The sequence below is a fragment of the Pseudomonas sp. P105 genome (genome assembly GCF_032614175.1).
In the GTDB taxonomy this organism is placed as follows: Bacteria; Pseudomonadota; Gammaproteobacteria; order Pseudomonadales; family Pseudomonadaceae; genus Aquipseudomonas; species Aquipseudomonas rhizophila.
On sequence record NZ_CP126693.1, the window covers coordinates 5,349,975 to 5,375,532 of the forward strand.

Annotated in this window: 18 protein-coding genes, 1 tRNA gene and 1 pseudogene; 5 read left to right on the forward strand and 15 right to left on the reverse strand. The window is 61.5% G+C overall.

The features are described from left to right. Positions 1 to 279 precede the first annotated feature (279 nt). Positions 280 to 1,443: a type III PLP-dependent enzyme gene (locus tag QOM08_RS24025; protein ID WP_047229038.1), complete on the forward strand. Its 1,164-nt coding sequence runs from the start codon at positions 280 to 282 to the stop codon at positions 1,441 to 1,443. A gap of 191 nt (positions 1,444 to 1,634) precedes the next feature. Then, on the forward strand, positions 1,635 to 4,160 hold the full coding sequence (locus QOM08_RS24030) for a sulfite reductase flavoprotein subunit alpha (protein ID WP_316912222.1): 2,526 nt from the start codon (positions 1,635 to 1,637) through the stop codon (positions 4,158 to 4,160). 139 nt (positions 4,161 to 4,299) lie between these two features. Here the strand turns inward: QOM08_RS24030 and QOM08_RS24035 are convergent, their stop codons facing one another. The 4 genes from QOM08_RS24035 to ptsP all read right to left on the reverse strand — a co-directional run bounded on the left by QOM08_RS24035 (position 4,300) and on the right by ptsP (position 11,543). Then, positions 4,300 to 5,841: an alkaline phosphatase D family protein gene (locus QOM08_RS24035; RefSeq protein ID WP_316912223.1), complete on the reverse strand. Its 1,542-nt coding sequence runs from the start codon at positions 5,839 to 5,841 to the stop codon at positions 4,300 to 4,302. 139 nt (positions 5,842 to 5,980) lie between these two features. Further along, positions 5,981 to 7,723: a PTS fructose-like transporter subunit IIB gene (locus tag QOM08_RS24040; protein ID WP_107321866.1), complete on the reverse strand. Its 1,743-nt coding sequence runs from the start codon at positions 7,721 to 7,723 to the stop codon at positions 5,981 to 5,983. Between the two features lie 14 nt (positions 7,724 to 7,737). Continuing rightward, complete coding sequence (gene pfkB / locus QOM08_RS24045) at positions 7,738 to 8,679, reverse strand: 1-phosphofructokinase (RefSeq protein WP_316912224.1); 942 nt, start codon at positions 8,677 to 8,679, stop codon at positions 7,738 to 7,740. After that, positions 8,679 to 11,543, reverse strand: coding sequence for a phosphoenolpyruvate--protein phosphotransferase (ptsP, locus tag QOM08_RS24050; RefSeq protein WP_316912225.1), 2,865 nt, complete (start codon positions 11,541 to 11,543; stop codon positions 8,679 to 8,681). The genes pfkB and ptsP overlap by 1 nt, the downstream gene beginning before the upstream one ends. A 289-nt stretch (positions 11,544 to 11,832) precedes the next feature. Between ptsP and cra the strand changes: the two genes are divergently transcribed. After that, the gene (cra, locus tag QOM08_RS24055) at positions 11,833 to 12,828 is read left to right on the forward strand and encodes a catabolite repressor/activator (RefSeq protein WP_047229044.1); all 996 of its coding nucleotides are present in this window, start codon (positions 11,833 to 11,835) and stop codon (positions 12,826 to 12,828) included. A gap of 20 nt (positions 12,829 to 12,848) precedes the next feature. Further along, the gene (locus QOM08_RS24060; RefSeq protein ID WP_316912226.1) at positions 12,849 to 13,625 is read left to right on the forward strand and encodes a TatD family hydrolase; all 777 of its coding nucleotides are present in this window, start codon (positions 12,849 to 12,851) and stop codon (positions 13,623 to 13,625) included. A 58-nt stretch (positions 13,626 to 13,683) separates the two neighbouring features. Here QOM08_RS24060 and QOM08_RS29210 read toward each other — a convergent pair whose 3' ends face one another. The 5 genes and pseudogenes from QOM08_RS29210 to QOM08_RS24080 all read right to left on the reverse strand — a co-directional run bounded on the left by QOM08_RS29210 (position 13,684) and on the right by QOM08_RS24080 (position 19,657). Then, positions 13,684 to 14,613 carry a methyl-accepting chemotaxis protein gene (locus tag QOM08_RS29210; RefSeq protein WP_370695208.1) on the reverse strand — a complete coding sequence of 310 codons (930 nt, stop codon included), beginning with the start codon at positions 14,611 to 14,613 and terminating at the stop codon, positions 13,684 to 13,686. Then, a pseudogene (locus tag QOM08_RS29215) lies at positions 14,590 to 15,681 on the reverse strand (methyl-accepting chemotaxis protein); the annotation flags it as partial. The gene QOM08_RS29210 and the pseudogene QOM08_RS29215, both read right to left, overlap by 24 nt. A gap of 307 nt (positions 15,682 to 15,988) precedes the next feature. Continuing rightward, on the reverse strand, positions 15,989 to 16,825 hold the full coding sequence (gene ampE / locus QOM08_RS24070) for a regulatory signaling modulator protein AmpE (protein ID WP_316912228.1): 837 nt from the start codon (positions 16,823 to 16,825) through the stop codon (positions 15,989 to 15,991). Continuing rightward, positions 16,822 to 17,382: a 1,6-anhydro-N-acetylmuramyl-L-alanine amidase AmpD gene (gene ampD, locus QOM08_RS24075; RefSeq protein ID WP_188250994.1), complete on the reverse strand. Its 561-nt coding sequence runs from the start codon at positions 17,380 to 17,382 to the stop codon at positions 16,822 to 16,824. Before ampD ends, ampE begins: the two co-directional genes overlap by 4 nt. 64 nt (positions 17,383 to 17,446) lie before the next feature. Next, positions 17,447 to 19,657, reverse strand: a complete 2,211-nt coding sequence (locus QOM08_RS24080) for a DUF1631 domain-containing protein (RefSeq protein ID WP_316912229.1) — start codon at positions 19,655 to 19,657, stop codon at positions 17,447 to 17,449. Between the two features lie 288 nt (positions 19,658 to 19,945). On the opposite strand from QOM08_RS24080, the gene nadC reads away from it, so the two are divergent. Further along, positions 19,946 to 20,794: a carboxylating nicotinate-nucleotide diphosphorylase gene (nadC, locus tag QOM08_RS24085; RefSeq protein ID WP_316912230.1), complete on the forward strand. Its 849-nt coding sequence runs from the start codon at positions 19,946 to 19,948 to the stop codon at positions 20,792 to 20,794. Positions 20,795 to 20,832: 38 nt separating this feature from the next. Here nadC and QOM08_RS24090 read toward each other — a convergent pair whose 3' ends face one another. From QOM08_RS24090 to rbfA, 6 genes are all read right to left on the reverse strand, one after another. Continuing rightward, entirely contained in the window at positions 20,833 to 21,138 is a 306-nt protein-coding gene (locus QOM08_RS24090) for a DUF6388 family protein (protein WP_047229051.1), read from the reverse strand. A 201-nt stretch (positions 21,139 to 21,339) separates the two neighbouring features. Continuing rightward, a tRNA-Thr gene (locus QOM08_RS24095) sits at positions 21,340 to 21,415 on the reverse strand. A 125-nt stretch (positions 21,416 to 21,540) separates the two neighbouring features. Beyond that, positions 21,541 to 23,646 (reverse strand): polyribonucleotide nucleotidyltransferase, encoded by a 2,106-nt coding sequence (gene pnp, locus QOM08_RS24100; protein WP_047229052.1) that lies wholly within the window; start codon positions 23,644 to 23,646, stop codon positions 21,541 to 21,543. Positions 23,647 to 23,821: 175 nt separating this feature from the next. Continuing rightward, positions 23,822 to 24,091 carry a 30S ribosomal protein S15 gene (gene rpsO / locus QOM08_RS24105; RefSeq protein ID WP_024684882.1) on the reverse strand — a complete coding sequence of 90 codons (270 nt, stop codon included), beginning with the start codon at positions 24,089 to 24,091 and terminating at the stop codon, positions 23,822 to 23,824. A gap of 142 nt (positions 24,092 to 24,233) precedes the next feature. Then, positions 24,234 to 25,151, reverse strand: a complete 918-nt coding sequence (gene truB / locus QOM08_RS24110; RefSeq protein ID WP_076383530.1) for a tRNA pseudouridine(55) synthase TruB — start codon at positions 25,149 to 25,151, stop codon at positions 24,234 to 24,236. A gap of 3 nt (positions 25,152 to 25,154) precedes the next feature. Further along, positions 25,155 to 25,556, reverse strand: coding sequence for a 30S ribosome-binding factor RbfA (gene rbfA / locus QOM08_RS24115; protein ID WP_003177871.1), 402 nt, complete (start codon positions 25,554 to 25,556; stop codon positions 25,155 to 25,157). Positions 25,557 to 25,558 lie beyond the last annotated feature (2 nt).

Below are 25,558 nucleotides of genomic sequence, written 5' to 3' on the forward strand. Positions count from 1 at the left end.
CACGACGAATGAGTGCAAAAACGCGACATTTTTTGTTGATCTCAGGCCCCTCACGCCCTAAAGTTCGCGCCGAACGTCCATGCTGGAAACGATCCATCCGGCTCAAGTACTGACGACGAGACAGCAAGGCCAAGGGAATCAAGCATCCCGTGGCCTTTTTGCTTTCGGCGACATGCCTTGGGAAGTAGGCGAACCAAAGTGGGGATACGGAGGACGTTCACGAGGGCTGCTTGCCCTTACACCCATTGATCCTGATGTTTGCCAGTAGGAGTCCCAAGTATGTCGATCCAGGTCGAAGATTATTTCGCGCGCGAGACCTTTCAGAAAATGAAGGCGTTCGCCGACAAGCAGGAAACCCCGTTCGTGGTGATCGACACCGCGATGATCTCCCAGGCCTACGATGACCTGCGCGCAGGTTTCGAATTCGCCAAGGTCTATTACGCCGTCAAGGCCAACCCGGCAGTGGAAATCATCGACCTGCTCAAGGATAAAGGCTCGAACTTCGACATCGCTTCGATCTATGAGCTGGATAAAGTCATGAGCCGTGGCGTAGGCCCGGATCAGATCAGCTACGGCAACACCATCAAGAAATCCCGGGACATCCGCTACTTCTACGAGAAGGGCGTGCGCCTGTATGCCACCGACTCCGAAGCCGACCTGCGCAACATCGCCAAGGCCGCGCCGGGCTCGAAAGTCTACGTGCGCATTCTTACCGAAGGCTCGACCACCGCTGACTGGCCGCTGTCGCGCAAGTTCGGCTGCCAGACCGACATGGCCATGGACCTGCTGATCCTGGCCCGCGACCTGGGCCTGGTGCCGTACGGCATTTCCTTCCACGTCGGTTCGCAACAGCGTGACATCAGCGTCTGGGACGCGGCCATCGCCAAGGTCAAAGTGATCTTCGAGCGCTTGAAAGAAGAAGACGGCATCGTGTTGAAGCTGATCAACATGGGCGGTGGCTTCCCGGCCAACTACATCACCCGTACCAACAGCCTGGAAACCTACGCAGAGGAAATCATCCGTTTCCTCAAGGAAGACTTCGGCGACGAACTGCCGGAGATCATCCTGGAGCCGGGCCGTTCGCTGATCGCCAACGCCGGCATCCTGGTCAGCGAAGTGGTGCTGGTGGCCCGTAAATCCCGTACCGCCGTCGAGCGCTGGGTGTACACGGACGTGGGCAAGTTCTCCGGCCTGATCGAAACCATGGACGAAGCCATCAAGTTCCCGATCTGGACCGAGAAGAAAGGCGAGATGGAAGAAGTGGTCATCGCCGGCCCTACTTGCGACAGCGCCGACATCATGTACGAAAACTACAAGTACGGTTTGCCGCTGAACCTGGCCATCGGTGACCGTCTGTACTGGCTGTCGACCGGTGCCTACACCACCAGCTACAGCGCGGTGGAATTCAATGGCTTCCCGCCGCTGAAGTCGTTCTACGTGTAATTCGCTGGTCGCTGGACCCGAAAGCCCGTGACTGTGTCACGGGCTTTTTTGCAATAGCGCAAAACGCGCCCATCAGCGCAATGCTATTGACTTCAGGCTTGTCTGAATCATGTGGCTTTTATGTGTGTTTATGAATGGTTCTCGATAACATGCGCGCCATGATGAACAGCAATGACTGAAAGGCGAGTGACGTGTTTAAGAAAACCCTGTTCCAGTTGCACTGGTTTTTCGGCATCAGCGCCGGGCTGGTCCTGGCGTTTATGGGCATTACCGGTGCCGCGGTGTCGTTTCAAGACGAAATCCTGCGGGCGTTGAACCCCCAGGTGTTGATGGTCCCGAAACAACCGGAAGGCGTCCTGCCGCCTGCCGAGCTGGTGCAACAGATCGAGGCCGCTTCCGGTAAAACCGTCGCCATGCTTTGGGTCGAGACCGACAGCGGCCACGCCGCACGGGCAATTTTCGCCGCCCCGCCTGGGGAAAAGCGCGGGCCCATGCGCTATTTCAACCCGTACAACGCACAATTCATGGGCGATGTAGTGGGCCAGGATCTCTTCGCTCTGATACTCAGGCTGCATCGCGTCCTGGCCTTGGAGGATGTGGGTCGACAGATTACCGGTGCCTGCACGCTGATCCTGGTGTTTTTCTGCCTGTCCGGGCTGTACCTGCGCTGGCCACGCCAATGGAAAAGCTGGCGTGCCTGGCTAACCCTCGACTGGGCGAAAAAAGGCCGCAGCTTCAACTGGGACCTGCACTCGGTGGCGGGCACCTGGTGCCTGGCGTTCTATCTGCTGGCGGCCCTGACCGGCCTGACCTGGTCCTACGATTGGTACAACAAAGGCGTGACCCACCTGCTCTCCGATTCCCCCGAAGAAGAACGGGTGCGCAACCGCGGCCCAGCGCCGAGCGGCCCGCCACCGGTGGCCAATTATCGGGCCATGTGGAGCAGCATCTACAGCGCCGCGGGCCCTGGCCTGATCGCCTACAACGTGCGCATGCCGCCGGTGGCCGGGCAACCGGCAACGGTGTTCTACCTGCTGAAAAACTCGCCTCATGACCGGGCGCTGAACCAGCTCATCCTCGACCCGGCCACCGGTGTCATCAGTGGTCACAGCCGCTACAGCGACAAGAGCCTCAAGGCGCAGTTGCTGACCAGCGTCTATGCCTTGCATATCGGCAGCTATTTCGGCCTGATCGGGCGGATCCTGGTGACGGTCGCCGCGCTGACCATGCCGCTGTTCTTCATCACCGGCTGGTTGCTGTACCTGGACCGTCGCCGCAAGAAGCGCCAAATCAAGAATGCCCGCCAGGAGCTGGGTGCCAACCGCAGCGATGCGCCCGCCTGGCTGATCGGGTTCGCCAGCCAGAGCGGTTTCGCCGAGCAACTGGCCTGGCAGACCGCCGGCCAGCTCCAGGCGGCCGGTTTGCCGGTGAAGGTCCAGCCGCTGGCCGGTGTCAGCGAGCAGGAGCTGAGCAATTGCAGCCACGCCTTGTTCGTCGTCAGCACCTTTGGCGACGGCGAAGGACCGGACAGCGCCCGGGGTTTCGAGCGCAACGTGTTGGGTCGGGCCATGAGCCTGGAGCGCCTGCAGTATTCGGTGCTGGGCCTGGGCGATCGGCAATACGAAAACTTCTGCGGCTTCGCCCGACGCCTGCACACCTGGCTGTCGGAGCACGGCGGCAAGACTCTGTTCGCTCCGGTGGAAGTCGACAGTGGCGACCCTTACGCCTTGCGTCACTGGCAACAGCAATTGGCCGAACTGACTGGCCAGGCTCCGCTGGACACTTGGCAGGCGCCCAGTTTCGAGAACTGGACCCTGCACCAGCGCACCTTGCTCAACCCCGAGAGCAGCGGCTCAGGCGTGTATCTGTTGGGCCTCACCGCGCCCGGCCCGAGCAGTTGGCTGGCCGGTGACCTGGTGGAAATCCTGCCGCGCAATGACCTGTCGGCCATCGACCATTTCCTGGAGGGCCTGGGCATCGCCGGCGTTGCTCGCGTGCAGGTCGATGGCTTGCCCCAGCGCCTCGATCAGGCCCTGGCCAACCGCCAACTGCCGGAAAATCGCGCCCATCTGGTGGGCATGCATGCCCAGGCCCTGGTGGATGCCCTGGCGCCACTGGCACTGCGCGAATATTCCATCGCTTCGATTCCCGCCGATGGCCTGCTGGAACTGATGGTGCGCCAGGAACGTCACGCCGACGGCAACCTGGGTATCGGCTCCGGTTGGCTCACCGAACATGCGCCGCTGGGCAGCGCCATCAGCCTGCGGGTACGCCGTAACAGCGGCTTCCATCTGCCGCCTCAAGGCGTGCCCATGATATTGCTGGGCAACGGCACCGGTCTGGCCGGCCTGCGCAGCTTGCTCAAGGCGCGCGTGGCCGAGGGCATGCAGCGCAACTGGCTGCTGTTCGGCGAGCGCCAGCGCGAGCATGATTTCCACTGCCGTGATGAGTTACAGGAATGGGTGACCTCCGGCGATCTGGAACGCCTGGATCTGGCGTTTTCTCGTGATCAGGAACAGAAAATCTACGTCCAGGACCGCCTGCGCGAATCCTCGGCCCTGCTCAAGCAATGGCTGGCCGACGGTGCGGCGATCTATGTCTGCGGCAGCTTGCAGGGCATGGCGTCGGGCGTGGATCAGGTGCTCAACGACGTGCTCGGCGCCGCGGCAGTGGAGCGCTTGATCGAACAGGGCCGGTACCGGCGGGATGTCTACTGACAAGCCACCCGCTAAAACACTGCCCTCTGTGGGAGCGAGCCTGCTCGCGATGGCGGAGTATCAGACGGCACTTTTGTCGACTGACACAGCGCATCGCGAGCAGGCTCGCTCCCACATTGATTGGTGGCGTACTTGAAACTCAGACCGGCTGCAATTTCTTCTCGAACACTGCCACGCCCTCCAGATCCCGCAACACCACGCTCATCTCCCCGCTCTGGCCGTCGATGTTCACCTCGCCAAAGAACTGGTATCCGGCAAACGGCGACGTGTTCTGCGCCGGGGGGGCTTTCTGGAACACCACTTCGGGACCGAACGTCTTGTCCAGAGGATTGGGCCCGAAGCTGCCGGCATTCAACGGCCCGGCGACAAACTCCCAGAAGGGTTCGAAATCCTGGAACGCGGCCTGTTCCGGGTGGTAATGGTGGGCGGCGCAATAGTGCACGTCAGCGGTGAGCCAGACGTAGTTGCGCACCTGATGTTTGCGTAGGTAGCCGAGCAACTCGGCGATCTCCAGTTCACGGCCCTGGGCCGGCCCCGGATCACCGTTGGCGACCGCTTCCCAGCGCGACACGCCGGGGCTGACTTCGCCGTCGGGCACACCCAGGCCGATGGGCATGTCGGCAGCAATGACTTTCCACTGGGCACGGGACTGCTTCAGTTCGCCCTTGAGCCAGTCCAACTGCTCGCGACCGAGAAAGGGTTTGGCCCCGCCGAGGTTGGCGTCGTTGGCTTCGCGGTAGCTGCGCATGTCCAGCACGAACACATCCAGCATCGGCCCGTAAGCGAGCTTGCGGTAGATCCGTCCGCCGCCGTCGGCCTTCTGCAAGCGCATGGGGGCGTATTCCAGCCAGGCCTGCCGCGCACGGCCCACAAGACTGTGGATATCCTTGGTCTGGTAGCGTTCATCCAGTTGCTTGCCCGGCGACCAGTTGTTGACCACCTCATGATCGTCCCATTGCCAGATCTGCGGCACTTCGGCGTTGAAGCGGCGCACGTTCTCGTCCATCAGGTTGTAGCGGTAGTTGCCACGATACTCGTCCAGGGTCTCGGCGACCTTGCTCTTGGCTTCAGTGGTGAGGTTGCGCCAGATGCGCCCGCCTTCGGTGGTGATCTGCGCCGGCACCGGACCGTCGGCGTAGATGGTGTCGCCGCTGTGGATAAAAAAATCCGGCAGGCGCAAACGCATGGCTTCGTAGATGCGCATGCCGCCAATGTCCGGGTTGATCCCGAAGCCTTGGCCGACGGTGTCGCCGCTCCAGACAAACCGGATGTTGCGCTTGAACTGCGGCACGCTGCGCAGGTGACCGAGCCAGGGTTCACTGGCGACACCGGTCTGGGCGTCTTCAAAATGCACCCGGTAGAAAATTGCCTGGTCAGGCGGCAGCCCGGTGAGTTCGACCCGGGCGGTAAAATCGCTGCGGCTGTCGGCCAGTGGCGAGACAAAACGCCGCGGGTTGGGCAACTGGCTGCGGGTGTCCCATTCCACCACCATCCGGGCCGGGCGGTCGCAGCGGCTCCAGATCATCGCCCGGTCGCCCTGCAAATCGCCAGACTGCACGCCATCGGTGAGCACCGGGCGATCCTTGACTGAGGCAATCACCGCCGGCGCCATCCCCGGCAACAACAACCCCGCCCCCACGGCTTGCATCACACGGCGACGGCCCAGGTCAAATTCGCTCATGGTGTTTCCCCCAAATGGGGAAACTTAAGCATGGCAGTGTTAATCAGGCGTGACAGAGATCTTGTGAACACCCCAAAACCACTGTGGGAGCGAGCAGGCTCGCTCCCACAGGGAATTTTCATTGTTCAAACTTAAGTGATCAGGCCTTGGCCGGCTCCAACGCCATCTCCACCACTTCCGGCCGCTTGAGCAGCGCATAGGACACCGCCGTCAGCAGACTCCCCGCCACGATCGCCAGCAAATACAACAACGCATGGTTGATGGCGTTGGGGATCAGCATCACGAACAGGCCACCGTGAGGCGCCATCAGTTTGCAGCCGAAGTACATCGACAGCGCACCGGTCAGTGCGCCGCCGGCGATGCTGGCCGGGATCACCCGCAACGGGTCCTTGGCGGCGAACGGAATCGCCCCTTCGGAGATGAAGCACAGCCCCAGCACCAGCGCCGCTTTACCGGCCTCGCGTTCGGTCTGGGCAAACTTGCGACGGGCGATAAAGGTTGCGATGCCCAGGCCAATCGGCGGCACCATGCCAGCGGCCATGGCCGCCGCCATCGGTGCATAACTTTGCGACGCCAGCAGTCCCACGGAAAACGCATAGGCGGCCTTGTTGATCGGCCCGCCAAGGTCGACACACATCATCGCCCCCAGCAAAACGCCCAACAGAATCGCGTTGGTGGTGCCCATGCTGTCGAGGAAATGGGTCAGGCCATCCAGCATGCCCGCCACCGGTTTGCCGACGATGTAGATCATCACCAGACCGGTAAACAGGCTCGCCAGCAGCGGGATGATCAGGATCGGCTTGAGCGCTTCCAGGCTCTGGGGCAGGCGCGCGTAGCGGTTGATCGCCTTGGCCGCGTAACCGGCCAGGAAACCGGCGATGATCCCTCCGATGAACCCCGCGCCCAAGGTACTTGCCAGCATCCCGCCGATCATGCCGGGCGCCAGGCCGGGACGGTCGGCGATGGAATAGGCGATGTAGCCGGCCAGCAACGGCACCATCAGTTTGAACGCGGTGTCGCCGCCGATCTGCATCAGCGCCGCCGCCAGCGTGCCGGGTTCCTTGAACGCGGTAATGCCAAACACGAACGACAAGGCGATCAACAGACCACCGGCCACCACCATCGGCAACATGAACGACACGCCGGTCAACAGGTGCTTATAGACACCGGTCTTCTCCGTTTTTGCCGCAGCACTGGCACCGCCCGACGCGCTTTCCTGGCGGCCTTCGGCAAGCGCCTTGTTCAGCGTGGCTTCGGCCTGCTTCAAGGCAATGCCGGTGCCGCAACGATAGATTTTCTTGCCGGCAAAACGCTCGGTGGCGACTTCGATGTCGGTGGCCAGCAGCACCACGTCGGCCTCGGCGATGGCCTCGGGGCTCAACGGATTGCGAGCGCCCACCGAGCCCTGGGTTTCCACTTGCAAGTCGTAACCGAGCTTCTTCGCTGCCTGCTGCAACGCCTCGGCGGCCATAAAGGTATGGGCCACGCCGGTTGGGCAAGCAGTGATGGCGACCAGACGCGGAGCCCGCTCAGCCGAAACCGCAGGTGCCTCTTCCAGCACATCCGACTCGACAAAAACCTTGGCCTCTTCGGCGCCGCGACGCAGCACCGAATCGACATCCTGCAGGGCCTGGGCCGGGGTGCTGCGGAACAGACGTTTGCCGACGAACCGCGACATATCCACCGGGCCGCTGGCTACCAGCAACACCCACTCGGCCGCTTCCAGGGTCGCCGCCGATAATTGGCGCTCCGGATGGGCCGCGTCATGGACTTCCACGCTGGTGCTCCAACCCTGGCGCTGGGCCGCCGCGTCCAGCAGCCGGGCGCACAACACACTGGTGACCATGCCGTTCGGGCAGGCCGTCACAATGGCTAATTTCATTCTTGCGAACCCTCTTATTGTTCGGTCAGGGGGCGCACGCGCACGCCCTGTTCAAGCGACGCCAGCAACGCGGTGTCATGGATGCCAAAACCGATCTGCGTCACGGCCATGGCGGCGATGGCCGTGGCGGTGCGCAGGGTCTGTTGCGGCGTGTCGGCGCTGAGCAGGCCATGCAGCATGCCGGCCAGCAGCGAATCGCCGGCCCCCACGGTACTGGCGACAGTGACGCTGGGCGGCGAGGCATGCAGCGCCGAACCGACACTGAACCAGTTCACGCCGTCGGCACCGTGGGAAATCACCACATGCTCAATGCCTTGGGCGTGCAATCGTTGCGCCGCTGCCGCCTGGGCAAATTCGCTCACCACGTCGCAACCCAGCGCATCGGCCAGTTCCTCGGTGTTGGGCTTGATCAGCCACGGCCCCGCCGCGAGGGCGACGCGCAAGGCTTCGCCGCTGGTGTCGAGGGCCACATTCAAGCCCAGTGCCTTCAAGCGAATGATCAGCGCCTGCAACCATTGCGGGCTGACGCCCCGGGGCAGGCTGCCCGCCACTACCACGGCATCGTGGCCCGGGGCGATGTGTTCCAGTCGCTCAAGCAACGCTTGCTGTGCGGCGTCATCAACCACCGGGCCTGGACCGTTGAGGTCGGTGATGCGTCCGTCCTGCTCGGCCAGCTTGATGTTGCTGCGGGTCTCCCCTGGGACGCGAATAAAGGCGTCGACAAAACCGCGCTGGGCGAACAGCGTTTCGAACGCCTGGGCGTTGTCTTCACCGAGAAAGCCACTGACGGTCACAGTGTGGCCGAGGTCAGCCAGCACCTGGGCCACGTTCACGCCCTTGCCGGCGGCGTGGCTGTGCATGGCATCGCTGCGGTTGACCTGACCGGGTTCCAGGCGCGCCAGTTCCACCGTGAGGTCGAGCGCCGGGTTGAGGGTCAGGGTAAGGATCTTGGCCATTACAGCGCCTCCACTAATGCGCGCACGTCATTGGCGCTGCCCACGGCCAAGGCCTCTTGGGCGAGGATTTTTACCTGCGCCAGGCTCACTTCGCGTACCCGCGCCTTGACCTCGGCAATGCTGCGTGCCGAAACACTCAGCTCGTCTACGCCCAGGCCCACCAGCACCGGCACCGCCAAAGGGTCGGCCGCCAGCTCACCGCACACGCCGACCCACTTGCCATGCGCATGGGCGGCACGCACGGTGATGTCGATCAGTTGCAGCACCGCCGGGTGCAGGCCGTCAGCCTGAGCCGAAAGGGTTGGGTGACCGCGGTCAATGGCCAGGGTGTATTGCGTCAGGTCGTTGGTGCCGACACTGAAGAAGTCGACTTCCTTGGCCAGCACCGGCGCCAGCAATGCCGCGGACGGCACCTCGATCATGATCCCCAGTTGCAGGTCCGCCACCGGGATCTCCAGGCGCAGGCGCTCGGTCATGTCCCGGGCCTGACGCCACTCATCGACGCTGCCCACCATCGGGAACATGATCCGCAACGGACGGTTGTCGGCAGAACGCAACAAGGCGCGCAATTGCGCTTCCATGACCTGCGGACGTTGCAAGGTCAGGCGAATGCCTCGCACGCCGAGAAACGGGTTTTCCTCTTTCGCGATCGGCCAGTACGGCAGCGGTTTGTCGCCGCCCACATCGAGGGTACGCACCACCAGCGGTCGCCCGGCCAGGCCATCGAGCACCTTGCGGTATTCGGCTTCCTGAGTCGTTTCATCGGGAGCCTGGGTATGAGCCATGAAAATCAGTTCGGTGCGCAACAGGCCAATGCCTTCGGCGCCCTGCTCCACCGCACTGGTGACCCCGGCGCTCTCGCCGATGTTGGCGAACACTTCCACGGCATGACCGTCACGGGTCAGCGCCGGTTGATGACGTTGTTCGGCAGCGACCTTGAGACGTTGCTCGCGGGTGTCGCGCTCCTCGGTGGCCCGTTGCAGCGTGGGGGCGTCGGGGTCCACGTGCAGGCGACCACGCTGGCCGTCCAACAACAGTGAAGTGCCCGGCGCCAGCAGCAGCACCGCCGCACCGGCCCCCACCAGCGCCGGGATACCCAGGGCTCGGGCGACAATGGCGCTGTGGGCGGTGGCGCCGCCGCGCGCGGTCAGAATCCCCGCTACGCGGGCGGGGTCCAGACGGGCGACGTCGGATGGGCCAACCTCGTCCATCACCAGAATGTAAGGTTGCTCGGGTTCGCTCGGGGTTTCGACGCCGCACAATTGCGCCAGCACACGCCGACCGACGTCCCGCAGGTCGGCGGCACGTTCGGCGAGCAGTGCGTCCTGCAGCGCTTCCTGTTCTTTGGCAGCCGCTTCGATCACGCCCATCCACGCCGCTTGCGCACTCTCGCCCAGCTTCAATCGGGTGTCGACCTCATCGGTCAGCGCCGGATCGTCGAGCATCTCTTGATGGGTGATAAAGATTTCGCGGATAGCCTTGGCCTTGGCGCGTTCGACCAGACCTTCGATGTCGCGGCGCACCTGGTTCAAGGCGTTTTGCAGGCGCTCACGCTCAATGGCCGCCGACTCGCCGCGCAACGGATAATCGAAGGCCTGCAACACCTGGATGTGGGCCGGGCCGATGGCAATGCCTGGGGCGGCGGCAACGGCCTGGATCAAGCTGCCGGATTCGGGCGCCAGCACGACGGCAGCAACCTCGGCCATGGTGGTTTGCTGTGGCGCACTCGGTGGCGGCAGCGGCTCGACTTCTTCGCCAAGGCCCTCTTCGATGGCGGCCAGCAGCGCCGGCAAGGCGTCAGCGGCGATGCTCGGTTCGGCGATGAACTCCAGGACCTGGCCGCGACGAGCGCCCAGGCTCAGCAATTTGCTCAGGCTCTTGACCGACACGGCGCTGTCCTGGCCGTCGACGATGCGCACGCGGATCTCGCCTTCGAAGCTTTTCGCCAGTTGCGCGAGGATCTTCGCCGGACGCGCGTGCAAACCATGGGCATTGGCCAGGCCGATGCGGGCGCTGGGCCAATCGGCGGGCAGTTCGCCGCCCAACACTTCCAGCACCTTGCGGCTGCTGGTGGCGCGCCCCAGTTCATGACCGCGACCTTCGATCAACAACGCACAGAGCCTTTCGAGCAAAGCCTGGTGAGCCTCGCCGAGGCTGGCGAGACAGAACAGACCGCTCAAGGGCTGACCGAGGTAACGGATGGGCTTGTCCGGCGTGACGAAGGCCAGGCCCGGACGCTTGACGGTCTGTTCGCTGTGCAGCCACCACAGGCCATCGCCCAATGGCAGCGCCTCGACCTGCTGCAACACCCCAGCAAAGCCGTTGCTCACACAGTCGGCCTGGCGCAGCAGACGGGCACCGCGCCAGACCAGCTCTTCGAAATCGTCGGCCGACACGCCGAGGCCGATCATCTGCGCATCCAAGGCCAGTTCCTGTGGCGCGCCTTGCAGCAGCTTCAACAGCGCTTCGGCCGAACCTGCGCGGCGCAAGGCCTGGCCCAGGTCGGTCTCGCCGAGGGCGCGGGTCAGCAGTTGCAAAAGACGCAAGTGTTCGTCGGACTTGGCCGCGATACCGATCGCCAGGTAAACGATCTGACCGTCACCCCAGTCCACACCGTCGGGGAACTGCAACAGGCGCACACCGGTGGAGTACACAAGATCGCGGGTTTGCGGGGTGCCGTGGGGGATGGCAATACCTTGGCCAAGAAAGGTCGAGCCCTGGGCCTCGCGAGCCTGCAAGCCGGCCAGGTAACCCTCGGCTACAAGGCCATCGGCCACCAGTTTGTCAGCGAGCAGTTGCAGCGCGGCGTCTTTATCCACAGCCGTCTGGGCCATGGATATCTGCTCTAGAGTGAGCTCGAGCATGCTTTCTCCTTTTTGGCGTCGGGTTGGCGCCAGGTATTGTTTTGAATGAATCAGCTTAGCGTTACAGGACGGCTTTTGGCGCTATCGCGGCAGACGGGCCAAAAAATCCTGCTAACCTTGAAAATACGCCTGCTGAAACGTTTAATCTAGAAAGATTGGCACGTTACTCGATAATCTCTCATCCTTGAAGTGCAACTTGTCGCCGCCGTCGCGACAGTAACCGTCGTCCTGAATCGGGTAGGATGCCCCTCATTGTCGGGGCAAACTCGAAAAAACAAGGAAAACCGGTTTGAAACTCAGTGATATCGCCCAGTTGGCCGGTGTGTCCGTGACCACCGCCAGCTATGTCATCAATGGCAAGGCCGAACAGCAACGCATCAGCAGCGCCACCGTCGAACGCGTACGCGCCGTGGTCGAGGAGCATGGCTTCACGCCCAACCCCCAGGCTGCCGGGTTGCGCAGCCGGCATACGCGCACGCTGGGTTTCATCCTGCCGGACCTGGAAAACCCCAGTTACGCCCGCATCGCCAAATTGCTGGAACAGGGTGCCCGAGCGCGGGGCTATCAATTGCTGATCGCCAGCTCCGACGATGCGCCCGAGAGCGAACGGCAACTGTTGCAACTGTTCCGCGCCCGACGTTGCGATGCGCTGATCGTCGCCAGTTGCCTGCCTGCCGGGGACGACAGTTATCGCCAGTTACAGGCCAAGGGTATCCCGATCATCGCCATCGACCGTGTGATGGAGCCTGCGCACTTCTGCTCGGTGATCAGCGATGACCGCCAGGCCAGCCTGCAACTGACCCGTAGCCTGCTGGAAACCAATCCCCGCCAGATCGCGCTGATCAGCGCCCGGCCCGAATTGAGCATCAGCCAGGAACGCACCGCCGGTTTCAACGAAGCCCTGGCCGGGTTCGAAGGCCAGGTGCTGATCGAGCACGGCGAGTCGTTCAGCCGTGAATGCGGTCGCCAGTTGATGGACGAATTGCTCGCGCGACTGGGGCACCTGCCTGATGCGTTGATCACCACCTCCTATGTGCTGCTGCAAGGGGTGTTCGACGCCCTGCACGACTTCCCGCTCAAGTCGCGCCCACTACGGTTGGGCACCTTTGGTGATACGCAACTGCTGGACTTCCTGCCGCTGCCGGTCAACGCCATGTCCCAGCAGCACCAACTGATCGCCGACAAAGCCCTGGCGCTGGCCCTGGCCGCCATCGAAAACGATGATTACCAACCCGGTGTGCAGGCCATCCCACGCACGTTCAAGCAGCGCATTCATCAAGGCTGAGTATTCTTCAGGATTGAAGCATGGAACTGATCGATACCCACACCCATCTGGATTTCCCCGACTTCGATGCGGATCGCCCGGCGCTGCTGGCCGAAAGCCGCGCCTTGGGCGTGCGGCAGATGGTGGTGCTGGGGGTGTATCGGGATAACTGGCAACGGGTGTGGGATCTGGTGCAAAGCGACCCGGACCTGCACGCCGCGCTGGGCCTGCATCCAGTGTATCTCGACCAGCATCGCCCCGATGATCTGGGGCAATTGCGCCAATGGCTGATCCGCCTGGCTGGGCATCGGCAGTTGTGCGCGGTGGGGGAAATCGGTCTGGACTACTTCATCCAAACCCTGGACCGGGAGCGCCAGCAGGCATTGTTCGAGGCGCAACTGCAACTGGCGGCGGAATTCCAATTGCCGGCGCTGATCCACGTGCGCCGCAGCCACGCCGCCGTGATCGCCACCCTCAAGCGCATTGACCTCAAGCGCGGGGGGATTATCCACGCCTTCGCCGGCAGTTTTGAGGAGGCTCGCGAGTACATCAAGCTCGGTTTCAAGCTCGGCCTCGGTGGCGCCGCCACCTGGCCCCAGGCCCTGCGCATGCATCGGGTACTGGCAAAACTGCCGCTGGACGCGGTGGTGCTGGAAACCGATTCGCCGGACATGGCCCCGGCGATGTACCCCGGCCAACGCAACAGCCCGGCGCATTTGCCGGCCATTTGTGAAGCGCTGGCTGGGATCATGGCGATCAGCCCTGATCAGTTGGCAGAGGCCAGCACGACCAACGCCCGCCAATTATTCAATTGGTGACCCCCTGTGGGAGCGGGCTCGCTCCCACATTGGATCGGTGGTGAACACCATCCTTTAACTACACCCGAAACGCATTGATCAACTGCTTGAGCTGCACCACCTGGGCGGACAACTCACGGCTGGCGTCCTCAGTCTGGTGCGCGCCTTCGGCGGTGCGCTCACCGGCGCGATTGATCTCGACGATGTTCTGGTCGATGTCATGGGCCACGGCCGTCTGCTGCTCCACCGCTGCAGCGATCTGCTGGTTCTGGTCGACGATCATACCGACGGCGCCGAGGATGTTTTCCAGTGCCTGCTGGACCTTTTCCGACTGCCCCACCGTGCCACTGGCCATCTCATGACTGGTGCCCATGGCTTTGACGGCAGCGCCCACGCCGCCGTGCAAGCGGGTGATCATTTCTTCGATTTCTTCGGTCGATTGCTGGGTGCGCTTGGCCAGGGTCCGCACTTCGTCAGCCACCACCGCGAAACCGCGCCCCTGCTCTCCGGCTCGTGCGGCTTCGATCGCGGCGTTGAGCGCCAGCAGGTTGGTCTGTTCGGCAATGCTCTTGATCACGTCCAGCACACGACTGATGGCCTGGCTGTCAGTCGCCAATTGATTGATCACCTGCACCGACTGATCGATCTCGCTGGCCAAACGCACGATGCTGCTCTGCTGTGACTCCACCAGCCCGCGCCCGCTGAGGGTTTCGTCGTTCACGCTGTGGGCGCTACTGACCGCCGCGGCGGCGCTACGAGCCACTTCCTGGGCGGTGGCCGACATCTGGTTCATCGCCGTGGCGACCAGTTCGATCTGGCTGCGCTGCCCGGACACGGCCTGGTTGCTCTGGGCCGACACCGCCTCCACCTGCCCGGCCTGGCGCTCGACCTCGGCAACGGTCCGGCCGACCTGTTCGATCAGGTCATGGATCTTCGCCACCGTGCCATTGAACACTTCACCCAACTCCCCCAACTCATCCTTGCTGCGCGCCACGAAGTTGACCGTCATGTCGCCCGCTGCGACCTTGTCCATCATCTCGCCGAGATGTTTGAGTGTGGTGCGGGTCGAGGCGTAGAAGCCGGCGTACAGGTAAAAGATCAGCAGAAATACGGCGACCAGCGCAACGGCTTGCAGCACCATGTGGCTGCGGTTCTGCTCCAGGCGATGCTGCAACTGAACATCCAGAAAACCCAGGGTTACGTCGTTCAGTCGGTAGGTTTGCTCCATCAGACTGCTGACCTGCTCGTAAAACGGCAGCCATGGAGCATCCAGCGTGTCAGCCATCACCACCTGATCTTCGATCAGCTCACCGGCTTTCTTCAAGGTTGCCTTGCTGCCTTCGGCCTGACTGGCAAGCGCCTGCTCGGCCGCCTGGCTGGAACCCAGGGCGTCCTGAAGCTTGAGGTCATATTCACCCTGCAGCTTTTCGATTTGCCCCAGCAACTCGTCGAACCGGGTGCTCGACGCCGAATTGAGAAAGCCCAGGCCCAGGGACGCAGCGCCCAGCGCACGGCCTTCACCCAGGGTTTGGGTCACGTTGGGGGTCACGCTGATGATCAATTCGCTCAGTTGGCGGATGTCGCCCTGGTTGTCGCGGCTCAGGCCAGCCTGGCTGGCGATGATTTGACTGAACATCTGCGCGCTGTTGAGCAGCTTGCCAATCAGTGCGCTTTTGCTTTGCAGGGAGCGCTCGGCCTGCTGGGCCTTGAAAGCGGCAATCATTTCGTCGCGCTTGGCATCGAAGGCGCTGACCTGTTCGGGATCGACGGCCATGGCTTTCAAGCTTTGCAACCGCGCCAGGACCTGCTTTTCAAGGGTGCCGATCTTCGCTTCCACGTCCCCGGCCTTGCCGGACTGACCGAGGCTGGCATTGATCTGCACCAGATTGTTCAGGGTTTCCAGGTCGCGCCGTAGGGTCAGGCTGCTGCCCAGCAGATCGAGGCTTTGCAGCTCCACTTGCGTGCCCTGGAATTCGCGATAGGAATCGCGCACCAAAAAGAAATTGGTCACCAGCATCGGCAGCAGGAACAACACGCTGATCAGGCTGAACTTCATGCCGAAGCTCAGGCGGTTCATCAGCGCGACGGCGGGCCAGAGCAAACTCTTCACAAGGAAGTCTCCCGGTTGTATTTCTTGTTTTTATGGGCAGGCGCACAGAGACAGCAGATAGCCACTATTTGGGCGCTGTCCCTGTATAGCCTAAATCGGCGGGAAGATTTGTAACTTAAGGTTAACGACGAGCCGTGGCACGGTTCTTGTGGCGAGGGGATTTATCCCCGCTGGGGCGCGAAGCGGCCCCTAGCTATCTTAAAGCCCCCAATCAAATGAGGCTGCTGCGCATCCCAGCGGGGATAAATCCCCTCGCCACAGAGCGTGCGTTTGCCTAAGCCAGCACTGTCCACAGTGCAAACCCGGCATACCAGAGCACCGCCGCACGCAACAACAGCTCCCACAGCCGATCCAGGCTGTTGATGCCGTCCGGGCCCGCGACAGGGTCGGGAATCTCGCCGGCCACCAGCCCGACCTTGCCGATCAGGTCTGCTGCGCTGATGTTCCAGTTCAGCAACTCATGCAGCATGACCCGGCTGACTGCCACGAAGTTGCCCACCAGGGCGAAGCTCGCGGTCAGCAACCGCACCGGCACCCAATCGAAGGCATGGCGCAACTGCGTCGCCCGCTCGGCCACGCCGGGGTTCTGACTGTGCTCGGCGGCCAGCGCCAGCAGGCGATAGCTCAGCGCCGCGACCGGCCCCAGCAGGAAATACCAGAAAATCACCGCGAAAAAACTCTGATAGGCCTGCCACAGCAGATGCCCCTGGACCCGCTCCAGCAACTGCTCGCCGCTATCGGCCTCGATATTCAGGTCGCGCTTGGCCACATGGTCGGCCGCCTGCAGGTCTTCCCGTCGCCAGGCGTCACGAAACGGCCCCAGGTCAGCGAGCAGATCCCCTCGACCCAGGCTGTAAATCACCACCAACAGATGCACCGGTAGTGCCAGCAGACCGTAGGCCACCGGCTCCAATACCCACAGTAACAACGCCAGCAGTGCCACGGGCAGCAGGATCAACACAACCAACACCAGCCAGGGCCGGTTGACCCAGCGTGGGCTCGTCTCGAGTTTGTTCAGTTCGCGCAGCCAACCGCCGTCACGCTGGACCCGATGGCGCAACGCCGAGAATTTCTCGATCCAGATCGCCAGCAGCAGCACCAGAAAACTCATTGCCCTTCCCCTTCTATCAAGGCAGCGCGGTAGCGCGCCCAGTCGAATGCCGGTCCCGGATCGGTCTTGCGACCCGGGGCGATGTCGCTGTGCCCGCAGATGCGCTGCGGCGTGATCGCCTTGAACGCCGCCTGCAACTGCCGGGTCAGGCAGACCAATGCGGCATATTGCGCGTCAGTGAAGGGCAGATCGTCGGTGCCTTCCAGCTCGATGCCCAAGGAAAAATCGTTACACGTCTCCCGCCCTTCGAAACACGAAACGCCCGCGTGCCAGGCACGATCCAGACAGGAGACAAACTGGGTAATCGCGCCGTCACGCTCGATCAGAAAATGCGCAGACACGCGCAGATCGGCGATACCGGCAAAATAGGGGTGTTGCGTGACATCCAGACGATTCTGGAAAAACTCCTGCACCTTGCCCGTGGAAAACTGTGCCGGCGGCAGGCTGATGTTGTGGATCACCAGCAGTGAAATTTCGCCTTCGGGGCGCGCATTGAAGTTGGGTGATGGGCAATGCCGCACGCCATCGCACCAACCACTGGCGGGGTCCAACTGCATACAGGTTCCTTCGATGACATCAGTGAATGCCGCCAGTATGCCGCGATCGGCCCTGGCTGTGCGATCACTTGCCGCGATTGAGCTGACGCAGATTGCCCAGCACCGATTCCAGCGCCCGGTCGAACAGTAAGGTGTCGTCCAACAGACGCGCCGTCCCCCGGCGAAATTCCAGGGCCAGGCTGGTGCGGCTGTGCTCCAGCACTTTGAGGCCCGTGCGGTTGACGAAGACGTATTTGCCGGTGGCCTCGATGATCGCCGCCAGTTTGCAACGCAGGCTGTTGTCATCGTCCTCCTGGAACTCAACCCAGCTTCCCAATCGCAACTGATCGACCTGAAGCAGGCCCACATCATCGGCCGGCAAGTGCACCGCCGCACTGTCTTCCGGGGCCTTTTGAGCGGTGCGCAGGACAATTTTCTCCGAGACCTGGACCATGACCGGCGAATTGAACGACTGGGTTTGTTCCGTTGCCTGTCCCATGCGTTCGAGGGCCAGCACGTGGAGGGTTTCCAGCTCGCTGAAAAACTCGCTGGTGGCAAACGGGTCGAACGCCGAACGGCTCAGGCCTTCACGCAAGGCTTTGAGCAGCTGCGGCACTATCGTCAGCAAGCGCAGGCCGGCATCCGGTTCTTCGTGATGCTGGACGCTCCAGATCAGCTGTTCCAGCGTCAAAACGTCGGCCTGCCACTCGGCTGAATATTTGCCGTGCTTGAAGCAGGTCAGCAATAACACCTGGCTCCAGGCGTGCTGCACGAACTCCACCACCGCTTGCGGCAACACTTTGCCCAGCATGACCTGATTCAGCACGCCTTCGACGCGCAGGCGCGCCAGTTCGGCCTTGGCCCGACCTTCTTCGGCGTCACGAATACGCTGTTCGAGCAATTCGCTGCGACGTCTTTCATCGCTGGTGAAGGCCAGGAAATCGGCCAGCAATTCAGAGAAGATCGCCGGGTCATCGACAAAGTCATTCAACAACCGCTGCACCACCTGTTCGATGCGCAGATAGAGGCTGTCGCGCTGATGGTCGTCGCAATCGCCCCAGCCGGTGGCAGCAGCGGCGATTTCATTGAGCAGCCGTCGGGCCGGATGATTGCCCCGACTGAAAAAGCTCTTGTCCTGCACCGCAACCTTGAGCATCGGAATCTGCAGACGGCCGATCAACGCCTTGAAGGAGTCCGGCAGGTTATGGTCGTCGAGGATGAATTCAAACATCATCGAGATCAGGTTGATCACGTCTTCATCGGCGTCGTCGACCACCCGCGACTTGCCGCTTCTGACGCTGACCCGGGTCAGCAGCTGTTCGAGTTGGCTGCGCAGGTCGAACTCATCCTCGATGGCAGGCGCCGGCACGTACTGCTGCAAATGGGAAAGCAGGCGCAGCAAATCACGGGTCGAGATCGGTTGGGCCGGTGCGCTGGCCTCCAGGGTCGGCGCCACGCTGCCACGCACCTGCATCAATAGTTTCTGCAACGCAGCAAATACTTCCTGCACGCTGTCATCGACTTCGGCGGCCTTGGGGCCGGCACTTTCAGTCTTGGTACGCGGGGCCTCATCGGCGCGATCCGACGCTCGTCGCGAGGGTGAAATCTTGAGATCCGGCAGGATGCCCGTAGCGGCCAGCAACTGGTTGGCCTCGGTATACAGTTGATCGCACTCGCTGAGCACATAGCGCTCGAACAATTTGAGCAAGATCAGCTTGACCTTGATCTCCACCCCCAGGTTGCGACCGGCCTGTAGAAAGTTTTCACACAGCAGCGCTGGGCTCAAAGGGTTCTGCTGGTTTGCCAGCGGCCTGGTGAGCAGGACGCTGAGCCGCGCCGTCAGTTGCTCAAGAGCCACGCTATCGCGACTGAGCACACGGGTGACCATGGCCTCCACCGCCAGATGGCGCTCCAGGTCATCATGCGTGCGCTGAACCTGAGGACCGGAGGTCTGGGCCGGCGCCAAGGTGGCTTGGGTAGGATCGTATTGGGCGAGACTGACGAACGCTTCGAAAAACTGCTCGATAAATTCGCGCTCAATGCTTTTGCGCTTGAGGCGCAAGTCCCGCATGGCTTCGAAGAACAGGTTCTGATCGACATCGTTGCGCGCCCGATCGGCCATTTCAAACAGCGTGTCGTCGGCATTGTCGAACAGTCCCTGCAAACCAAGGCGCAACTGCTGGGCGGCCTTGTCGCGCACCTGAAGCAGAATCACAGGCAGGCGGGCGAGCGGCGAACGGTTCGCCTGATCGGTAGAAACCTTGTGCAAGGGCACTACATTCCCGTCGTTGTGCATCCTGGTCTCCTGAAAGGGTGCTCTTGCGCTCGAAACGTCAAAGCCATGACGTCAATCGAAAGGCGGATTATCTGGTAAAAGAACCTGGTCATGCCAGCAGACTCTGTGACCCAGGTCGAAATACTCCGCAATAAGTGACCGGACAATCGGGGAAATGTTGCGAGGATGCGACCAAATGCAGGTTTCGATGCCTGGCGCAGACGTCCGGCGCCGTCACCCATAAGGAACATTGTTTGTGAGACAAGCCACTGGCCCTATAATCGGGCCACTTTGTTTGTGGAGCCCGTTATGCCGAATCTACGTCTCGCCGATCTGACCGCCGAAATCGAGGCCAACGTGCGCCGCGCGTTGCTCGAAGACATCGGCAGCGGCGACATCACCGCGCTACTGATCCCCGCCGAACGCCTGGCCAAAGCCACCATCATTACCCGGGAAGCCGCAGTCATCAGCGGCACGGCCTGGGTCGATGCCGTGTTCCGGCAACTGGATCCGCGCGTCGCCGTGCATTGGCAAGTACGCGATGGCGACCGGGCAAGCCCCGACCAGGCGCTGTTCCACCTCGAAGGCCCGGCCCGCTCGCTGCTGACCGGCGAACGCAGCGCGCTGAACTTTCTGCAGATGCTTTCTGGCGTGGCCACCCGAGCCCGCTACTTGGCCGACTTTGTGGCCGACACCCAGGTCAAGCTGCTGGACACTCGCAAAACCCTCCCAGGGCTGCGCCTGGCCCAGAAGTACGCCGTCACCTGTGGCGGTTGCCATAACCACCGCATCGGCCTCTACGATGCCTTCCTGATCAAGGAAAACCACATCGCAGCCTGCGGCGGCATCGCCCAGGCCATTGCCGCCGCCCACAAGATCGCACCGGGCAAACCGGTGGAAATCGAAGTGGAAAGCCTGACTGAATTGAAAGAAGCGCTGGCGGCCAATGCCGACATCATCATGCTCGACGAACTGAGCCTGGATGACATGCGCGAAGCCGTACGCCTGAACGGCGGCAAGGCGAAGCTGGAGGCCAGCGGCGGGATCAACGAAAGCACGTTGCACCCCATTGCCGAGACCGGGGTGGACTACATCTCGATCGGGGCAATGACCAAGGATGTGAAAGCGGTGGACCTGTCGATGCGGCTCAGTCTCTGACAACAAAAAACGCCAGCCTCAAAAGGCTGGCGTTTTTATCAGACCACCAGATTATTCATCTCGCAGTATTCATCCCATTCCACACCCAGTACCTCGGCCGCTTCCTTGTGCAAGGCAAGGCGCTGTTCCTCGAACTCTTCAGGTGTGCTGGTGTACTTGAGCGTCAACTCCCAAGGCTGTAATCCCTGGGCTTCGGCCTCATCCTCGAACGCCCACTGGATCTGGTCTTTTTGATCGTCGGCGCTCAGGTCCTTGATCTCTTCGAGCAACTGGGGCGCATCCAGCACGTACTTCTTCAGTGCTTCTTCGTGTCTGGCTTCCTGGGTCAATGCTTTAGCAGTCATGGCGTTCTCGTTGATCTGGGGAATGGAAGATGGATCTGGATCATCAAGGATCTCTCTGACGCAAAAAACCGTGTGAAGCCCGGTTTATCTGGCCTTCAGAACCATTCGGGGATCATCTGAAAACAAATGTGTGTGCTTTTTGGGACAAGGGAATCCTAACAGAGACACAAGCCTGTGCAACAACCGCAAGTGAGAAGAACCTGGTGCCCGAGACAGGAATCGAACCTGCGACCTTCGCGTTACGAGTGCGCTGCTCTACCGGCTGAGCTACACGGGCGGTGGGCTAAACCTAGCACTGAGCTTATGGCCAGGCAACCTGCGACACGGTGATTTCCCGCACACAGCAAAACGCCCCGAACCAGTCGGGGCGTTTGCTTGTTCAGCGGCTAAGCGAGGGGGTGATTAAACGCCCGACGCCTTGGCTGCCGCTACGTCCTTGATGGACAGCTTGATACGACCGCGGTTGTCCACGTCCAGTACCAGCACTTCCACTTCCTGACCTTCTTTGAGGATGTCGGTCACTTTCTCGACGCGAGCATCGCTCAGCATGGAGATGTGAACCAGACCGTCCTTGCCCGGCAGGATGTTGACGAACGCGCCGAAGTCGACGATGCGCTCAACCTTGCCCACGTAGATCTTGCCGATCTCGGCTTCTGCGGTGATGCCCAGGACGCGCTGACGTGCTGCTTCTGCCGCTTCCTTGGTTTCGCCGAAGATCTTGATCGAGCCGTCGTCTTCGATGTCGATCGAAGCCTTGGTTTCTTCACAGATCGCACGGATGGTCGCGCCGCCTTTACCGATGACATCACGGATTTTGTCGGTGTCGATTTTCATCGCGATCATGGTCGGAGCGTTTTCCGACAACTCGGTACGCGACTGACCAATGATCTGGTTCATCTGGCCGAGGATGTTCAGGCGCGCTTCCAGGGCTTGGCCCAGGGCGATTTCCATGATCTCTTCGGTGATGCCCTTGATCTTGATGTCCATCTGCAGTGCGGTCACGCCTTTGGCGGTACCGGCCACTTTGAAGTCCATGTCGCCCAGGTGGTCTTCGTCACCCAGGATGTCGGTCAGGACGGCGAACTTCTCGCCTTCTTTCACCAGCCCCATGGCGATACCGGCAACCGGAGCCTTCATCGGCACACCGGCGTCCATCAGGGCCAGGGAAGCGCCGCAGACCGAAGCCATGGAGCTCGAACCGTTGGACTCGGTGATTTCCGATACCACGCGAATGGTGTACGGGAACACGTCAGCGGCTGGCAGCATGGCCTGGACCGAACGACGGGCCAGACGGCCGTGACCGATTTCGCGACGACCGGCGCCACCCATGCGACCACACTCGCCCACCGAGAACGGAGGGAAGTTGTAGTGCAGCATGAACGGGTCTTTTTTCTCGCCTTCCAGGGTGTCCAGCAGTTGCGCGTCACGGGCGGTGCCCAGTGTTGCAACGACCAGGGCCTGGGTTTCGCCACGGGTGAACAGCGCCGAACCGTGGGTCTTTGGCAGAACGCCGACTTCAATGTTCAGCGGACGCACGGTGCGAGTGTCGCGACCGTCGATACGTGGCTTGCCGTTGACGATGTTTTCGCGAACGGTGCGGTATTCGATTTCACCGAAAGCGGCTTTGACTTCAGCGGCAGTCGGCTGGCCTTCTTCACCGGACAGCTTGGCAACCACCTGGTCTTTCAGCTCGCCCAGGCGCGCATAACGGTCGGCCTTGACGGTGATGGTGTAAGCCTGGGAGATCGCTTCGCCGAACTCGGCACGGATCGCGCCCAGCAGTTCGGTGGCTTCGGCTTGTGGAGCCCAGGTCCAGGTTGGCTTGGCGGCTTCGGCGGCCAGTTCCTTGACGGCGTTGATCACCACCTGGAACTCGTCGTGGGCGAACAGTACAGCGCCCAGCATCTGGTCTTCGGTCAGCTCTTTGGCTTCGGATTCAACCATCAGCACGGCTTCGGAAGTACCGGCCACGACCATGTCCAGGCTCGAAGCTTTCAGTTGCTCGTAGGTCGGGTTCAGCAGGTAGCCGGTGCTTTCGTGGAACGCAACGCGGGCAGCGCCGATCGGACCATCGAAAGGAATGCCGGAGATCGCCAGCGCGGCCGAAGTACCGATCATCGCAGCGATGTCCGGATCAGTCTTCTTGCTGGTGGAAACGACGGTGCAGACAACCTGCACTTCGTTCATGAAGCCTTCTGGGAACAGCGGACGGATCGGACGGTCGATCAGTCGGGAAGTCAGGGTTTCCTTCTCGGAAGGACGGCCTTCGCGCTTGAAGAAACCGCCAGGGATCTTACCGGCAGCGTAAGTCTTTTCCTGGTAGTGGACAGACAGAGGGAAGAAGCCCTTGCCTGGATCGGCTTGCTTGGCACCGACAACGGTCACCAATACGCTGACGTCGTCGTCAACGGTGACCAGCACTGCGCCGGAGGCCTGACGGGCGATACGGCCAGTCTCGAGGGTAACGGTCGACTGACCGAACTGGAATTTTTTGATTACCGGGTTCACGGTGTCCTACCTTCTTTGTGGCTCTTGGGGAACTTGTCTTCTTGCGAAATTCTTGGGCAGTGCGGGGAATCGGCCCAACGACTGTCCAGATAAAACTTGAGGCTGGGAGCCTGCCGGCTGCCGGCGCAAAACGCAGGCAACAGGCAGACAACCAACCTCATAGCGCAATCGCTGATTAGCGACGCAGACCCAGGCGACCGATCAAGGTGCTGTAACGACTTACGTCCTTACCCTTGAGGTAATCCAGCAGCTTACGACGCTGGTTTACCATGCGGATCAGACCACGACGGGAGTGGTGATCTTTACCGTTGGCCTTGAAGTGACCCTGCAGTTTGTTGATGTTGGCGGTCAGCAGTGCAACTTGCACTTCTGGCGAACCAGTATCACCAACAGCTTGCTGGTAGTCGGTCACGATCTGAGCTTTTTCTTCAACGCTGAGTGCCATGTGGCTTTCCTCTTGTAAGGTACCGTTCCCAAGGAAACCGTACCAACAGGCCAGGGACAAATCCCTGTATCTATAAATGAGTAGTGACCGTGCCTGTTAACAGCCACACTCGCCAACCTGCTGTTACACAGGCTGGTTCCGGTCATTCCGACCGAATCAGTCGACGCGGCGCAATGCGCCCGTCTTCGCTCACTTCACCGATACCGATGAAGCGGCCATTGTGATCCTGTACCCGTACCATGCCGAACTTCGGTGCATCCGGAGCACGTACCGGTTGGCCGTTGAGCCAGTAGAACGCGCTGTGCTCGGAGAACTGCAACAGTGGCCAGTCCAGCAGGCCGCTGTCCGATGGCATCAGGAAACGGTCAACCGCTTCGTTGCCGCCTTCGGCATGTACCGCTTCGAGCTCTTCCAGCGTGACCGTCTGGGCCAGCGTGAAAGGTCCGGCCTGGGTCCGTCGCAGTTCGGCCACGTACGCACCACAGCCGAGCTTTTCACCAATATCCTCCACCAGGGTGCGGATATAGGTGCCTTTGCTGCAATCGACTGCCAGCCGCGCAGTATTACCGTCAAAGGCCAGCAATTCCAAGCGCGCAATAGTAACAGAACGCGGTTCACGCTCCACTACTTCGCCTGCACGGGCCAGTTTGTATAACGGCTGGCCATCACGCTTGAGAGCAGAGTACATCGGCGGTATCTGGCTGATTTGTCCGCGAAAACCCGGCAACACAGCCTCGATATCAGCCTGACCAACGGTCACCGGCCGCTCCAGCAACACCTCACCTTCGGCGTCCGCCGTGGTGGTGGTCTTGCCCAGTTGCGCCAGGGTTTCATAACCCTTGTCGGAATCGAGCAAATACTGAGAGAACTTGGTCGCCTCGCCAAAACACAGTGGCAACACGCCGGTAGCCAGCGGATCGAGACTGCCGGTGTGCCCGGCTTTCTCGGCATTGAGCAGCCAGCGAACCTTCTGCAACGCCGCGTTCGAGGTGAACCCCAGCGGTTTGTCGAGCAGGATGATGCCGCTGACGTTACGGCGGATACGTTTGACCTGAGCCACCATTTACTCCTTGGTGTCTTCGGGTTCAGCCGCAACCGGGTGCTGACTGTCTTCAGCCACGGCGCGCTCGATCAGGGCCGACAGATGCGCGCCCCGCACGACGCTTTCGTCGTAGTGGAAGTGCAACTGTGGAACGCTGCGCAGCTTCATCTCCCGGGCCAACTGCATCCGCAGGAAACCGGCAGCCGAGTTGAGCACCTTGATGCTTTGGGCGATTTCTTCGGCGCTGTCCTGCCCCATCACGGTGATGAAAATCTTTGCATGACCGACGTCACGGCTGACTTCCACTGCGGTAATGGTGACCAGGCCGACGCGCGGGTCTTTGACTTCGCGACGGATCAGTTGGGCCAGCTCGCGCTGCATCTGATCGCCGATTCGTTGGGTACGGCTATATTCTTTTGCCATGT